We start from the raw sequence: 15,483 nt of genomic DNA on the forward strand, positions 1-15,483 counted from the left end.
TACGGATCCGGCACGCTCGCGTACGGCCTGCGGTTCCGGCCGACCCTCCCGCTGACGGGCCGACGGCCGGCGGCTGCGGCGTTCGTGCCGTACGGCCGCCGCGCGGGCGTCACTTGGCGCGGCGGCGGCGTCCGCCGCGGGCCGGTGTGCGGGCGGCGGATTCCCCCGCCGGGCGGTCGGCGGACACGACCAGCGCGGCCAGCGCCGTCGTGACCGGCACCGAGGCGACCAGACCGATCGAGCCGACCAGGGTGCGGACGATCTCCTCCGCCACCAGCTCGCTGTTGGCCACCGTCCCCATGCTGCTCTGCGCGATGGTGAAGAGCAGCAGCAGCGGGAGCGCGGCACCGGCGTAGGCCAGGACCAGGGTGTTGACCACCGAGGCGATGTGGTCGCGGCCGATCCGGATCCCGGCCCGGTAGAGCGCGCGCGGACCCATGCGGGGATCGGCCTGGTGCAGTTCCCAGACCGCGGAGGTCTGGGTGACCGTCACGTCGTCCAGGACGCCGAGCGAACCGATGATCACACCCGCGAGCAGCAGACCGGACATGTCGATCCCCGGGTAGAGACCGTGGATGAGCCCGGTGTAGTCGTCGGTGTTGCCGCTCAGCGAGGCCCAGCCGATGAAGAAGGACCCGAGCAGTCCGATCAGCAGCAGCGAGATCAGCGTGCCCAGCACCGCGACCGACGTACGGGCCGACAGCCCGTGGCACAAGTAGAGCGCGAGCAGCATGATCGCGCTCGATCCGACCACCGCCACGATCAGCGGGTTCGAACCCTCCAGGATCGCGGGCAGGATGAAGAGCGTCAGCACCACGAAGCTCACCGCGAGCGCGATCAGCGCCATCACGCCGCGCAGCCGGCCGACGAGCACGACCGCGAGCGCGAAGATGCCGGCGAGGACCGCCATCGGCACCTTGCGGTTCACGTCGGTCACCGAGTACTGCAGGTCCTTCGGGGCGTCGGGGGCGTAGGCGACGACCACGCCCTGGCCCTCGTCCAGTTGGCGCGGGGCGTCCGGCTGCACGATCTCGGTGAACGTACGGCCCTGGTCCGGACCGCTCGTGACCTCGATCGTCGCCTTCTCGCACTGGCCCTGCTGCCCGTTGACCGCCTCGCGGCCCTGCGGGGTGGTGGTGTCGCCGGTGGGCGGCACCTGTGCGGCGTTCACGTCCTTGCAGTCGACCTGCTCGACCGCCACGACCTTGCCCTGTTCGGTCTGCCGGTCGAAGCCGACGCCGGTCCGCTCGTGCGCGGGCGTCCCCCCGGGCCAGAGCACGACGAGACCGACGACCACGGCGGTGGCGAACGGGATGAGCACGGCCGCGATGACTCTGCGCAGATGGCGGGAGACGGGCGCGGCGGGGCCGTGGCTGTGCGTGTGGCCGTGCCCGAGACCGGCGCCCTGGCCGGGACCGGCACCGTGACCGTGCTCATGGCCAGGCCCGTGCCCGTGCCCGTTCTCGGGCCCGTGTCCGTGCTCGGGGCCGTGGCCGTGGCCGTGCGGATCGGGGGACTGCTGCGAGGAAGTCACCGACCGATCATCGCAAGAACGACGGGGGCCCACTGTTCAGCACGCCCGGGAGGACGCTAGCGTGGTGGCACCTTTGCACACGCGGGAGCTCGGAGCACCGGGCTGAGAGGGCGCTGATCACCGTACGCGCGTACTGACGACGTACGTACGGGAGGAGGCTGCGCCGACCGCCGAACCTGTTACCGGGTAATGCCGGCGTAGGGAGATCAGGTCTCATGACCCTTCAGGATGCACGCACGCCTGCCACCAGCCAGGACGAGCGCAAGCCGGGCTGGCACAAGGGATACGTCGAGGGCTCCCGCCCCGACATCCGGGTGCCGGTCCGCCAGGTGCACCTCACCAACGGCAAGGACGTGACGCTGTACGACACGTCCGGTCCGTACACCGACCCGGCGGTCGACACCGACGTCCGCCGGGGACTGCCCCCGCTGCGCGAGAACTGGATCATCGCGCGCGGCGACACCGAGGAGTACGCGGGCCGCCCCGTCCGCCCCGAGGACGACGGCATCAAGCACACCTCGCCGCGCGGCGGCGGGCTGAAGAACCTCGACGCGGTCTTCCCCGGCCGCCCCCGGCTGCCCCGCCGGGGCCGCGCCGGGCAGGCCGTGACCCAGCTCGCGTACGCCCGCCGGGGCGAGATCACCCCGGAGATGGAGTACGTGGCGATCCGGGAGAACGTCTCCCCGGAGGTCGTCCGCGAGGAGATCGCGGCCGGGCGCGCGGTGCTGCCGGCCAACGTCAACCACCCGGAGATCGAGCCGATGATCATCGGCAAGCGGTTCCTGGTGAAGGTCAACGCCAACATCGGCAACTCCGCCGTCACCTCCTCCATCGAGGAGGAGGTGGAGAAGATGACGTGGGCGACCCGCTGGGGCGCCGACACGGTCATGGACCTGTCCACCGGCCGCAACATCCACACCACCCGCGAGTGGGTGCTGCGCAACTCCCCCGTGCCGATCGGCACCGTGCCGCTCTACCAGGCCCTGGAGAAGGTCGACGGCAAGGCCGAGGAGCTGACCTGGGAGATCTACAAGGACACGGTCATCGAGCAGGCCGAGCAGGGCGTGGACTACATGACCGTGCACGCCGGCGTGCTCCTGCCGTACGTGCCGCTCACCGCGCGCCGCAAGACCGGCATCGTCTCGCGCGGCGGCTCGATCATGGCGGCCTGGTGTCTCGCGCACCACAAGGAGAACTTCCTCTACACGCACTTCGAGGAGCTCTGCGAGATCCTGGCGGCGTACGACGTCACCTACTCGCTCGGTGACGGGCTGCGCCCCGGCTCGATAGCGGACGCCAACGACGACGCCCAGTTCGCGGAGCTGCGCACGCTCGGCGAGCTGAACACGATCGCCAAGCGCCACCACGTGCAGACGATGATCGAGGGCCCGGGCCACGTCCCGATGCACAAGATCAAGGAGAACATCGACCTCCAGCAGGAGATCTGCGAGGAGGCGCCGTTCTACACGCTCGGCCCGCTGACCACGGACGTCGCGCCCGCGTACGACCACATCACCTCCGGCATCGGCGCCGCGATGATCGCCTGGTGGGGCACGGCGATGCTCTGCTACGTCACGCCCAAGGAGCACCTGGGCCTGCCGAACCGCGACGACGTGAAGACCGGTGTCATCACGTACAAGATCGCGGCGCACGCGGCGGACCTGGCGAAGGGCCACCCGGGCGCGCAGGAGTGGGACGACGCGCTCTCCGACGCGCGCTTCGAGTTCCGCTGGGAGGACCAGTTCAACCTGGCCCTCGACCCGGACACCGCCCGCGAGTTCCACGACGAGACGCTGCCGGCGGAGCCCGCGAAGACGGCCCACTTCTGCTCGATGTGCGGCCCGAAGTTCTGCTCGATGAAGATCTCGCAGGACATCCGCCGGGAGCACGGCGGTGATCTGAAGGCGGACGAGATCGAGGCCGGCATGGCCGAGAAGTCCGCCGAGTTCGCGGCCTCGGGCAACCGGGTCTACCTGCCGCTGGCGGACTGACCCCGGAAACGGGAGACAACGGGCGGGTTCCGAGCCTCCACGGGTTCGGGACCCGCCCGTCGTCAGTGGTCGGGGTCGGGGTCGGTGGCCGTGAGGGCGGCGTGGAGGAAGGGGATGACGCCGCGTTCCAGGAGGGCGTGGCGCCAGGCGGCGCGGGCGCGGGTGAGTTCGTCGTCGGGGGCGCCGGTGTCGGCGGGGCTGTTGCGGAGGGCGGTGCGGAGCAGGCCGGCGCCCGCGCCGAGGAGGCCGGCGGCGGCGAGGGCGCCGAAGACCAGGCCGGCGGTGAGCAGGGTGGTGCCGAGGGCGGCTGTCGGGGCGAGCAGCCGGACGGCGGCGCCGACCAGCAGGAAGATCGCGGCGGCCGTGCCGGCGAGGACGGGGACGAGGACGGTGAGGACGGCGACGGCGCCCGGGGACTCGTCGGGCGCGGCGGGCCGGGGGCGGTTGGACGCGGCGCGGTGCTGCTCGCGGACCTTCACGAAGTGCTCGTACTCGCTCGCCGCGGCCGTGGTGATCAGCGCTGTCGCGTTCAGGGCCATGGCGCGCAGCTGGGCGGCCGTCAGCCGGGTGCCGGTTCCGGCGAGTTCCGGCCGTTCCGGTGCGGTGCGCAGTGCGTCGTCGAGGACGCGCTCGTACTCGGCGCGGTCCTCGGTCAGCAGGTGCGGAGCCACGTTCATGTGCATCCCCCGATGCGCGGTGGGCCGGGACCGGCCGTGGCGCACGGGCGGTCCGGGCGGAAGCGGAGGAGAGCCTGCCTACCTGGGGAGACCGATGGTAGGGCCGTGACCGGGCGCGCTGACAGGGGGTTTCCGGAAATCGCCTGCCGCGGATGCGGGGGGTGAGGGTCAGTCCCCCAGGGGGAGTTGGACCACCAGCAGCTTTCCGGCCATGGTGACGCCGCCGTCCATGGCGATGGCCAGCCCGTCGGCGTAGACGTGCGGGCCGTCGACGGCCGGGCGGGACTCCTCCTCGCCGTCCTCCGTGCCGACCTGGCCGAGGAGGTACGGGATGGGACTGTGGCCGTGCACGACGCGCGAGCCGCCGTAGGTGCCGAGCAGCTCCTGGACGGCCTGGGGGCCGGCCTCGTCGCGGAAGGCGAAGCGCTTGGTGAACTTCCGGAAGAGGTCCCAGACCTCGTCGGCGTCGTTGCGCCGCAGGATCTCGTGGACGGTGTCGTTGACGTCCTCGATGGTCTGGCCGTAGTCGAGGTACGCGGTGGTGTCCGAGTGCAGCAGCAGGTGGTCGTCCTCGCGGACGACGGCGTCGAGCCGGGACATCCACTGGAGGTGCACGTCCTGGAGGCGGTCCATGTCGTGCTTCTGCCCGCCGTTGAGCAGCCAGGCGGCCTGGAAGGTGGCGGTGCCCGCCCCGGAGTTGACCGGGGTGTCGCCGAAGCGCTTGGCGCCGATGAGGAGCAGTTCGTGGTTGCCCATGAGGGCCTTGCAGTAGCCGCCGGCGGCGGCGGCCTCGGCGGAGAGCCGCATGACGAGGTCGATGACGCCGATGCCGTCGGGACCGCGGTCGGTGAAGTCGCCGAGGAACCACAGCCGGGCGTTGCCCGCGGCCCAGCCGCCGTTCTCGTCGACGAGGCCCTGGGCGCGCAAGGCGTCGACGAGTTCGTCCAGGTAGCCGTGGACGTCGCCGACGACGTACAGCGGACCGGGGCCGTCCCCGGCGGGCGCGGGCGCCGGTGCGGCGGCCGGGGCGACGGGGACCTGGACGGTGTCGCCGCGCTGGATGACCGGGAGGTCGCGCTCGGTGGGGGTGTAGCCGTCCGGGAACGCGTCGGGGTAGCCGTCGCCGGGGTGCACCGCGGTCACGGTGACGCCGGACTTCCCGTACGGCGCCGGAGCGGGGCCGGCGTACCCGGAGGGCTCGGGGCGCGCCGGCGGCTCGGGGTACGCGGTGGGTTCGGGGCGCGGGCGCGGGTCGGCGTACGGGGGCGGTTCCGGGTGCGCGACGGGTTCCGGGTGCGTCGGGGGGGCTGTCTGGCGGGTGGCCGGGGCGGGGAAGCCGGCCGGTTCCGGGAACGTCGCCGGGCGGGTGCCCAGGTGGAGGGTCGGGTCCGCGGGCGCGGCGGCGGCGGGCGCGGCGGGCGGCTCGGCCGCGTGGCCCTGGACCGGCACGCGGGCGTACGGGGGTACGCGGAAGTCACGCAATGTCGCCGTGCGCTCCACGGGATCCTGCCCGGCCCCCTGAGTCATCGACCCCTCCACCACCGTCGCGATGCCCTGCACATCGCGGACCGGCCTGGTCGGGGTGGTCCGCGGTGTCGTGCGCCCATCATAGGAATGAGGGTCCGCCTGTGTGACGCACCAGGGGTGGTGAATCCGGGTTCGCTCCGGGTTCACCGGTTGTTTCGCCCGAATTGAGAAGGTCCAGTCCAGGGTCGGGTCCGGCGGGGTGGCCGGTTTCGGCGTCTCCGCCCACGGGCAGGGGGCGGGACGACGGCTCACTCGTTCTGTTTCCAGGGCGTACGTGGTCGCTGGCGTGCTGTCGTGCGTCCGGCCGCTCTTTCGGCGCGGCCGGAGTCCGGCGGGGTGCCGTCAGTCCTTCGCGGGCGAGCGCGGCGGGCTGACCGTCGTCCGCGGCGAGCGGCGCTGGGAGGAGGTGCGGACGATGAGTTCGGTCGGTATCACCTGCTCGACCGGACCGTCGCTCTCGATCCCCTCGATGGCGTCGATGAGGAGCTGGACGACGGCGGTGCCGATGCGGCGCGGTTTGAGCGAGAGCGTGGTGACGGGCGGTTCGGTGGTGGCGTACACGGTGGACTCGCTGCAGCACACGATGAGCAGGTCGTCGGGGACGCGCAGGCCGTAGCGGCGGGCGGCTGCGAGGAGGTCGGTGCCGTTGGGGTCGAAGAGGCCGTAGACGGCGTCGGGCCGGTCCGGGCGGGCGAGCAGCCGGTCGGCCGCGACGGCGCCCGCGCACGGATCGTGCGCCGGGTATGCCTCGTAGACGGGGTCCTGTCCGACCCGCTCGCACCAGTTGAGGTAGGCGGTGGTGGAGAGGCGGGTGTAGGTGTCGGTGGTGGTGCCGGTGAGGAGGCCGATGCGGCGGGCGCCGGCGTCGGCGAGGTGGTCGAGGAGGTCGAGGACGGCGGCCTCGTGGTCGTTGTCGACCCAGGCGGTCACCGGGAGCGTGCCGGCGGGGCGTCCGTCGGAGACGACGGGGAGGCCCTGGCGGACGAGCTCGGTGACGACGGGGTCGTGGTCGGAGGGGTCGATGACGACGGTGCCGTCGAGGGCGACGTTCGACCAGACGTCATGGCGTGAGGTCGCGGGGAGGATGACGAGGGCGTAGCCGCGGGCGAGCGCGGCCGACGTGGCGGCCCTGGCCATCTCCGCGAAGTAGGCGAACTCCGTGAAGGTGAAAGGTTCATCCCCGTAGGTGGTCACGGTCAGGCCGATGAGTCCCGACTTGCCGGTGCGGAGCGTGCGGGCCGCCGCGGAGGGGCGGTAGCCCAGCCGGTCGGCGACCTCGCGGACGTGCCGGCGGGTGGCGTCCGGGAGTCGGCCCTTGCCGTTGAGCGCGTCGGAGACAGTCGTGATGGAGACCCCGGCGGCGGCGGCCACGTCCCGGATCCCTGCCCGGCCCTGTCGGCTTCCCCGGGTCTGTGCCCTGGTCACCTGGTGCTTCCCTGCTGCTGTCATGGCGAGCCGATAGTAGGGCGACGGGGGGTGGGGGAGACGGCCGCATATGCGGGCGTTGACAGGCACGTTTCTGCAAGGTCATGACACGTCAGAATCCCTTACTTCCAAGGTAGTTGGGGGATTCTGCATAGGAGTCGATGCCCTGCGGTGGGATGGGCCTGGCCTGGGGGCGAGGTCTCGAAGAGGTCTCAACTCACCTCTACGGGGGATGCGCGCCACGGCGCTCGCCACCGGCGCGCGCCACCCATGCGCGCGCCCCTTCGGGCGGGGAGGACCGCCGGGCGGGTTTTCCACAGCGTTGCCGGGCTGTTGTCCACAGCCCATTCGCAGCGAGCGGGAATCCTCATAAAGTGAGGAGCATTGGCGGTACGGACGGTCGAGGAGGCCACCTGTGAGCGAGACCAGCGGGACGAGCAAGCCCACCCCGAAGCTGCGCGCCGAGCTGGACGGCGTTCCCACCTACAAGCCGGGCAAGCCGGCCGCCGCGGGCGGCCCGGTCGCCTTCAAGCTGTCCTCGAACGAGAACCCCTACCCGCCGCTGCCGGGCGTGATGGAGAGCGCGCTGGCCGCCGCGGCGTCCTTCAACCGCTACCCGGACATGGCCTGCACGGAGCTGTCGGCGGAGCTGGCCGACCGCTTCGGCGTCCCGGTCTCCCACATCGCCACCGGCACCGGCTCGGTCGGCGTCGCCCAGTCGCTGCTCCAGGCGACCTCGGGCCCGGGTGACGAGGTGATCTACGCCTGGCGCTCCTTCGAGGCGTACCCGATCATCACCCAGATCAGCGGGGCCACCTCGGTGCAGGTGCCGCTGACCGCGGACGAGACGCACGACCTCGACGCGATGGCCGCGGCGGTCACCGACCGGACCCGGCTGATCTTCGTCTGCAACCCCAACAACCCGACGGGCACCGCGGTCCGCCGGCAGGAGCTGGAGCGCTTCCTGGACCGGGTGCCCTCCGACGTCCTGGTCGTGATCGACGAGGCGTACAAGGAGTTCGTCCGCGACACCGACATCCCGGACGGCGTCGAGCTCTACCGCGACCGGCCGAACGTGGCGGTGCTGCGCACCTTCTCCAAGGCGTACGGCCTGGCGGGCCTGCGGGTCGGCTTCGCGATCGCCCACGAGCCGGTGGCGGCGGCGCTGCGCAAGACGGCGGTGCCGTTCGGAGTGAGCCAGCTGGCGCAGGACGCGGCGGTGGCCTCGCTGCGGGCCGAGGACGAGCTGCTCGGGCGGGTCGGCGCGCTGGTGGCCGAGCGCGAGCGGGTCCGCGCCGGGCTTGTGGCCCAGGGCTGGACGGTGCCGGACGCGCAGGCGAACTTCGTCTGGCTGCGGCTCGGCGAGCGGACCGTGGACTTCGCGGCGGAGTGCGAGCGGCACGGCGTGGTGGTGCGGCCGTTCGCGGGGGAGGGCGTGCGCGTCACCATCGGTGAGACGGAGGCGAACGACCTGTTCCTCAAGGTGGCGGAGGGCTTCCGCCAGGGGGCCTGACGGGCCGGGGCGCCTGACGGGTCAGGGCTCCTGACCACACGGTCAGGGCGTCTTGCGTGGGTCAGGCGCGTTCGACGCGGATCGGGTCGCCGTCGCGGACGGTGGCCAGGATCCGCGGATCGCCGTCGAGCGAGCCCAGCAGGTTGCAGGGGCTCGCCAGCCGGCACTCCTCGCCCCGGGAGATCGGGGTCGGCCCGTAGGGGAGGGCGAGGGCGTCGCCGTCGGTCCAGAAGGCGACCGTGCCGGGATCGACGACCTGGCGCGCCCCCTCCTCGCGGGGGACGGAGACCGGGGTGTCGAAGTAGACCTCCTCGCCCCAGGTGCGGGCGGTGGAGACGATCGGAAGGGCCCCCAGGAGCGCGGTGCTCGTGGGGGTCTCGTCGAGGGTGGCCGTGGTGTGTCCGGCCGGCCAGGTGAGGCGTATCCGAAGGGTCATGGCCCGGATTCAACAATATGTTGAAGGTCTTGGGAAGGTGTGACCTTCGGTACAGCCCCCCGCCCTGCAATACGGATTTCGTATGAGTCATAATGCTTGTGAATGTGAACGCGTTCACAAGCGTGTCCCTGTTCGTCCCGTAATCGGTGGGATTGAAGGGGCAGACTGCCGATGTGACCACGGCGATGTAAGGAGAAGACGACGTGGACCTCGCTTTGGCGCCCGAGACTCTGGCGCGCTGGCAGTTCGGCATCACCACCGTCTACCACTTTCTCTTCGTCCCGCTGACGATCTCCCTCGCCGCACTCACCGCCGGTCTCCAGACCGCCTGGGTCCGGACCGAGAAGGAGAAGTACCTCAGGGCGACGAAGTTCTGGGGAAAGCTCTTCCTCATCAACATCGCGATGGGCGTCGTCACCGGCATCGTCCAGGAGTTCCAGTTCGGCATGAACTGGTCGGACTACTCCCGCTTCGTCGGTGACATCTTCGGCGCCCCGCTCGCCTTCGAAGCGCTCATCGCGTTCTTCTTCGAGTCGACCTTCATCGGCCTGTGGATCTTCGGCTGGGACAAGCTGCCGAAGAAGATCCACCTCGCCTGCATCTGGATGGTGTCGATCGGCACCATCCTCTCCGCGTACTTCATCCTGGCCGCCAACTCCTGGATGCAGCACCCCGTCGGCTACCGGATCAACGAGGACCGGGGCCAGGGCGCCCGCGCGGAGCTCACCGACTTCTGGGCGGTGCTCACCCAGAACACCGCCCTCACCCAGTTCTTCCACACCATGACGGCCGCCTTCCTCGTCGGCGGCGCCTTCATGGTCGGCATCTCCGCCTTCCACCTGGCGCGCAAGCGGCACGTCCCGGTGATGCGGACCTCGCTGCGGCTCGGCCTGATCACCCTGATCATCGCCGGCCTGGGCACCGCCATCAGCGGTGACGTGCTCGGCAAGGTCATGTTCAAGCAGCAGCCGATGAAGATGGCCGCCGCCGAGGCGCTGTGGGACGGCGAGGCGCCCGCCCCCTTCTCGATCTTCGCGTACGGCGACGTCGAGAAGGGCCACAACAAGGTCGCCATCGAGGTCCCCGGCATACTGTCGTACCTCGCCAACGGCGACTTCGACTCGTACGTCCCCGGCATCAACGACATCAACAAGGCCGAGCAGGAGAAGTACGGCCCCGGCGACTACCGGCCCAACATCCCCGTCGCCTACTGGGGCTTCCGCTGGATGATCGGCTTCGGCATGGCGTCGCTCACCCTCGGCGTCATCGGCCTCTGGCTGACCCGCAAGAAGTTCCTGCTCTCCCCCGGCCTGAGGACCGGTGAGGACGAGGTGCCGAACCTCGTCCTCTTCAAGAACAAGGCGCTCAGCCCCAGGATCGGCAAGTGGTACTGGATCGTGGCCCTCTGGACCATGCTCTTCCCGCTGATCGCCAACTCGTGGGGCTGGATCTTCACCGAGATGGGCCGGCAGCCCTGGGTCGTCTACGGCGTGATGCGCACCAGCGCGGCCGTCTCCCCCGGCGTCTCGCAGGCCGAGGTGCTCACCTCGATGATCGCCTTCACCAGCCTGTACGCGATCCTCGCCGTCATCGAGGTCAAGCTCCTCGTGAAGTACGTGAAGGCCGGCCCGCCGGAACTCACCGAGAACGACCTCAACCCGCCCACCAAGATCGGCGGGGACACCCGTGACCCCGACCGGCCCATGGCCTTCTCGTACTGAGGCTCAGGAGATCGAGGCATGGAACTCCACGACGTCTGGTTCGTACTCATCGCCGTCCTCTGGACCGGCTACTTCTTCCTGGAGGGCTTCGACTTCGGGGTCGGCGTCCTCACCAAGCTGCTCGCCCGGAACCGGCCCGAGAAGCGGGTCCTCATCAACACCATCGGACCCGTCTGGGACGGCAACGAGGTGTGGCTGCTGACCGCCGGCGGCGCGACCTTCGCCGCCTTCCCCGAGTGGTACGCGACCCTCTTCTCCGGCTTCTACCTGCCCCTGCTGATCATCCTGGTCTGCCTCATCGTCCGCGGCGTCGCCTTCGAGTACCGCGCGAAGCGGCCCGAGGAGAACTGGCAGCGCAACTGGGAGCAGGCGATCTTCTGGACCTCGCTCATCCCCGCGATCCTGTGGGGCGTGGCCTTCGGCAACATCGTCCGGGGCGTGAAGATCGACGGGAACATGGAGTACGTCGGCGGGTTCTGGGACCTGCTCAACCTGTACGCGCTCCTCGGCGGACTGGTCACGCTCACCCTCTTCACCTTCCACGGCACGGTCTTCGTGGCCCTGAAGACGGTCGGTGACATCCGGGTCAGGGCCCGGGCGCTCGCCCTGAAGCTGGGCCTGGTCACGGCGGTGCTCGCGGTCGCCTTCCTCCTCTGGACCCAGGCCGACAAGGGCGACGCCTGGAGCCTCGCCGCGATGCTGGTCGCCGCGGTCGCGCTGGTCGGCGCCATCGGGGCCATCAAGGCGGGACGCGAGGGCTGGTCGTTCGCGCTCTCCGGGGTGACGATCGCCGCCGCGGTCGCCATGCTGTTCCTGGCGCTCTTCCCGAACGTCATGCCGTCCTCGCTCGACCCCGCGTGGAGCCTGACGGTGACGAACGCGTCGTCGAGCCCGTACACGCTCAAGATCATGACCTGGTGCGCGGCCGTCGCCACGCCGCTGGTGCTGCTGTACCAGGGCTGGACCTACTGGGTCTTCCGCAAGCGGATCGGAACCCAGCACATCGCCGACGCCCACTAGGGCACCCGCCGGCGCCTGCCAGTGCCGTCGTCGCCCGGGTCCGCGAGGGCCCGGGCGCTCATGCAGAGGGGCATGTTGCACGTGAAACCGATCGACCCGCGACTCCTCCGGTACGCCCGGGCGACCCGCTACTTCCTCGTCGCGGTCGTCGTCCTCGGCCTGGTCGGGGCGGCGCTGGTGATCGCCCAGGCGATGCTCATCGCCGAGATCGTGGTGGGCGCCTTCCAGCGGGGCCTCGCGGTCCGGGACCTCACCACTCCCCTGCTGCTGCTCGCCGGCGTCGCGCTGGCGCGCGGGCTCGTCTCCTGGCTGACCGAGCGCGCCGCCCACCGGGCGAGCGCGGCGGTCAAGTCCGAACTCCGCGGCCGGCTCCTGGAGCGGGCCACCGCCCTCGGGCCCGGCTGGCTCGGCGGACAGCGCACCGGCTCGCTCATCGCCCTCGCCACCCGGGGCGTCGACGCGCTCGACGACTACTTCGCCCGCTACCTGCCCCAGCTCGGCCTGGCGGTCGTCGTCCCGCTCGCGGTCCTCGCCCGGATCGTCACCGAGGACTGGGTATCGGCCGCGATCATCGTCGTCACCCTGCCGCTCATCCCGGTCTTCATGATCCTGATCGGCTGGTACACCCAGGCCCGGATGGACCGGCAGTGGAAGCTGCTCTCCCGGCTCTCCGGCCACTTCCTCGACGTCGTCGCCGGACTGCCCACCCTCAAGGTCTTCGGCCGGGCCAAGGCCCAGGCCGCCTCGATCCGCGCCATCACCGCCGACTACCGGCGGGCGACCATGCGCACCCTCCGGATCGCCTTCCTGTCGTCCTTCGCCCTGGAACTCCTCTCCACCCTGTCGGTGGCGCTCGTCGCCGTCACCATCGGCATGCGGCTCGTCCACGGCACCCTCGACCTCTACACCGGCCTCGTCATCCTGGTCCTCGCACCCGAGGCGTATCTGCCGCTGCGCCAGGTCGGCGCCCAGTTCCACGCGGCGGCGGAGGGACTGGCGGCGGCCGAGGAGATCTTCGATGTCCTGGAGACCCCGGTGCGGAGCGGCGGCACGCGGGCGGTGCCGGCCGAGCCGCGGCTGGAGCTGGACCGGGTGACGGTACGCCACCCGGGGCGCGCCGAACCCTCGCTCGCCGGGGCGAGCCTGACCGTCGAGCCGGGGGAGACGGTGGCGCTCGTCGGGCCGAGCGGCATCGGGAAGTCCACCCTGCTCGACGTCGTCCTCGGCTTCACGGAGCCGGAGGAGGGCGGGACCGTACGGATCGGGGGCGTCGACCTGGCGGAGCTGGACCTCGACGCCTGGCGGTCGCGGATCGCGTGGGTGCCGCAGCGGCCGTACCTCTTCGCCGGGACGATCGCGGAGAACGTGCGGCTCGCCCGGCCGGACGCCGGGGACGAGGAGGTGCGGCGGGCGCTGCGGGACGCCGGCGCCGACTCCTTCGTGGACGGCCTGCCCGAGGGCGCCGGGACCGTGCTCGGCGAGGACGGCGCCGGTCTCTCGGCCGGACAGCGGCAGCGGCTCGCGCTAGCCCGGGCCTTCCTCGCCGACCGGCCGCTGCTGCTGCTCGACGAGCCGACGGCGGCGCTGGACGGCGAGACCGAGGCGGGGATCGTCGACGCGGTGCGGCGGCTCGCCGCGGGGCGGACCGTGCTGCTGGTCGTGCACCGGCCGGCCCTGCTCGCCGTGGCGGACCGGGTCGTGACGATCGAGGCTCCGGAGCCGGGCCGGGCGGGGGCCGCCGCCGTACGCCGGGAAGCGGGCCCGGCGGCGTCCCGGCCCGTGCCCGCCGCGCCTCCGGTGGACACGCGCGTCGTGGGAGCGGAGCCCGTACCGGCCTCCGGGCGCGGGGTGTTCGGGCGGGTCCGGGCGATGGCCGGGGAGCTCAGGGGGCGGATGGGGCTCGCGCTGCTGCTCGGCAGCCTGGCGCTCGGCTCCGCCGTGGGACTCATGGCCGTCTCCGGATGGCTCATCTCGCGGGCCTCCGAACAGCCGCCCGTCCTGCACCTGATGGTCGCCGTCACCGCCACCCGCGCCTTCGGCATCGGCCGCGCCGTCTTCCGGTACGCCGAGCGGCTGGTCTCGCACGACGCCGTGCTGCGGATGCTCGCCGAACTCCGCGTCTCGGTCTACACCCGGCTGGAGCGGATCGCCCCCGCCGGACTGCGCCGCACCCGCCGCGGCGACCTGCTCGCCCGGCTCGTCCACGACGTCGACGCCCTCCAGGACTACTGGCTGCGCTGGCTGCTCCCGGCCGGTGCCGCGCTCGTCGTCGGGCTCGGCTCGGTCGGCTTCACCGCCTGGCTGCTGCCCGAGGCGGGCGCCGTGCTCGCGGCCGGCCTGCTCGTCGCGGGTGTGCTCGTGCCGCCGCTGGGCGCCGCGCTGGCCCGCCGGGCCGAGCGGCGGCTGGCCCCGGCGCGCGGGATGCTCGCGACCGCCGTCGCCGATCCGCTGCGCGGCTGCGCGGAGCTGACCGTGGCCGGGGCGCTGCGGGACCGGCTCGACCGGGCCCGGGCCGCCGACCGCGTCCTCACCGGGATCGCCTCCCGGCAGTCCGCGGCGACCGCGGTCGGTGCCGGGCTCTCCGCCCTGGTGTGCGGCCTGACCGTGGTCGCCGCCGCCGTCGTCGGCGTGCAGGCGGTGCGGGACGGGCGGCTCGACGGGGTCGCCCTCGCGGTCGTCGTCCTCACCCCGCTCGCCGCGTTCGAGGCCGTGACCGGTCTGCCCCTGGCCGTCCAGTACCGGCAGCGGGTCCGGCACAGCGCCGAGCGGGTCTTCGAGGTGCTGGACGCGCCCGTCCCCGTACACGAGCCGGCCGTGCCCGCCGCTCCCCCGGCCGGGCCGTTCCCGCTGGAACTCGCCGGGATCGGGGCCCGGTACGCCGGGCAGGACCGGCCCGCGCTCGACGGCTTCGCGCTCACCCTGGAGGCCGGGCGGCGGGTCGCCGTCGTCGGCGCCTCCGGCTCGGGCAAGACCACGCTCGCCCAGGTGCTGCTGCGGTTCCTGGACGTGGAGGCGGGAACGTACCGGATCGGCGGGGTGCCCGCCCGGGAGCTCGACGGCGACGACGTACGCCGCCTCGTCGGGCTGTGCGCGCAGGACGCGCACCTCTTCGACAGCTCCCTGCGGGAGAACCTGCGGCTGGCGCGGACCGACGCGAGCGACGAGCAGCTGCGGGAGGCGCTGCGCCGGGCCCGGCTCCTCGACTGGGTGGACGGCCTGCCGGACGGGCTCGACACCCTCGTGGGCGAACACGGCTCGAAGCTCTCCGGCGGGCAGCGGCAGCGGCTCGCGCTGGCCCGCGCGCTCCTCGCCGACTTCCCGGTCCTCGTCCTCGACGAGCCGGCCGAGCACCTGGACCTGGCCACCGCCGACGCCCTGACGGACGACCTGCTGCGCGCCACCGAGGGGCGCACCACCGTCCTCATCACCCACCGGCTGCGCGGACTCGACGCGGTCGACGAGGTGGTGGTCCTGGACGGCGGCCGGACCGTGCAGCGCGGACCGTACGCCGAGCTCGCCGCCGCGGACGGGCCGCTGCGGCGGATGCTGGAGCAGGAACGGGCCGCCGACCTCCTCCTCGAAGGAACCGCCGCGACCGGAGACGACCGTCCGACTTTTCTCTCCAAATAGGACTAACTA

The 15,483-nt window shown here is 72.1% G+C and carries 10 protein-coding genes and 1 riboswitch; of the genes, 5 read left to right on the plus strand and 5 right to left on the minus strand.

The annotated features are described in order from the left end of the window. Nucleotides 1–109 precede the first annotated feature (109 nt). Nucleotides 110–1,534, minus strand: a complete 1,425-nt coding sequence (locus ACFVQZ_RS29885; RefSeq protein ID WP_081958966.1) for a YibE/F family protein — start codon at nt 1,532–1,534, stop codon at nt 110–112. A 71-nt stretch (nt 1,535–1,605) separates the two neighbouring features. Further along, nucleotides 1,606–1,756, plus strand: a riboswitch (TPP riboswitch). Between ACFVQZ_RS29885 and thiC the strand changes: the two genes are divergently transcribed. After that, a complete protein-coding gene (thiC, locus tag ACFVQZ_RS29890; RefSeq protein WP_383627803.1) occupies nt 1,750–3,525 on the plus strand; it encodes a phosphomethylpyrimidine synthase ThiC in 1,776 nt (591 codons plus the stop codon). (Overlaps the previous riboswitch by 7 nt.) A gap of 62 nt (nt 3,526–3,587) precedes the next feature. Here thiC and ACFVQZ_RS29895 read toward each other — a convergent pair whose 3' ends face one another. The 3 genes from ACFVQZ_RS29895 to ACFVQZ_RS29905 form a co-directional block, all read right to left on the minus strand. Further along, the gene (locus ACFVQZ_RS29895; RefSeq protein WP_107645405.1) at nt 3,588–4,202 is read right to left on the minus strand and encodes a hypothetical protein; all 615 of its coding nucleotides are present in this window, start codon (nt 4,200–4,202) and stop codon (nt 3,588–3,590) included. A gap of 168 nt (nt 4,203–4,370) precedes the next feature. Beyond that, complete coding sequence (locus ACFVQZ_RS29900; protein ID WP_383627805.1) at nt 4,371–5,729, minus strand: metallophosphoesterase; 1,359 nt, start codon at nt 5,727–5,729, stop codon at nt 4,371–4,373. Nucleotides 5,730–6,071: 342 nt separating this feature from the next. Continuing rightward, nucleotides 6,072–7,178: a LacI family DNA-binding transcriptional regulator gene (locus ACFVQZ_RS29905; protein WP_081958967.1), complete on the minus strand. Its 1,107-nt coding sequence runs from the start codon at nt 7,176–7,178 to the stop codon at nt 6,072–6,074. A gap of 391 nt (nt 7,179–7,569) precedes the next feature. Between ACFVQZ_RS29905 and hisC the strand changes: the two genes are divergently transcribed. After that, nucleotides 7,570–8,667 carry a histidinol-phosphate transaminase gene (gene hisC, locus ACFVQZ_RS29910; RefSeq protein ID WP_030493811.1) on the plus strand — a complete coding sequence of 366 codons (1,098 nt, stop codon included), beginning with the start codon at nt 7,570–7,572 and terminating at the stop codon, nt 8,665–8,667. A gap of 61 nt (nt 8,668–8,728) precedes the next feature. On the opposite strand, the gene ACFVQZ_RS29915 is transcribed toward hisC, so the two are convergent. After that, entirely contained in the window at nt 8,729–9,103 is a 375-nt protein-coding gene (locus ACFVQZ_RS29915) for a cyclophilin-like fold protein (RefSeq protein ID WP_030493812.1), read from the minus strand. A gap of 203 nt (nt 9,104–9,306) precedes the next feature. Between ACFVQZ_RS29915 and ACFVQZ_RS29920 the strand changes: the two genes are divergently transcribed. The 3 genes from ACFVQZ_RS29920 to cydD all read left to right on the plus strand — a co-directional run bounded on the left by ACFVQZ_RS29920 (nt 9,307) and on the right by cydD (nt 15,474). Next, a complete protein-coding gene (locus ACFVQZ_RS29920; RefSeq protein WP_030493813.1) occupies nt 9,307–10,824 on the plus strand; it encodes a cytochrome ubiquinol oxidase subunit I in 1,518 nt (505 codons plus the stop codon). An 18-nt stretch (nt 10,825–10,842) separates the two neighbouring features. Further along, entirely contained in the window at nt 10,843–11,844 is a 1,002-nt protein-coding gene (gene cydB, locus ACFVQZ_RS29925; protein ID WP_383627808.1) for a cytochrome d ubiquinol oxidase subunit II, read from the plus strand. Between the two features lie 81 nt (nt 11,845–11,925). Further along, nucleotides 11,926–15,474, plus strand: coding sequence for a thiol reductant ABC exporter subunit CydD (gene cydD / locus ACFVQZ_RS29930; RefSeq protein WP_383627837.1), 3,549 nt, complete (start codon nt 11,926–11,928; stop codon nt 15,472–15,474). The last annotated feature ends 9 nt before the right edge of the window (nt 15,475–15,483 follow it).

This window comes from Streptomyces sp. NPDC057854 (assembly GCF_042797055.1).
Lineage (GTDB): Bacteria > Actinomycetota > Actinomycetes > Streptomycetales > Streptomycetaceae > Streptomyces.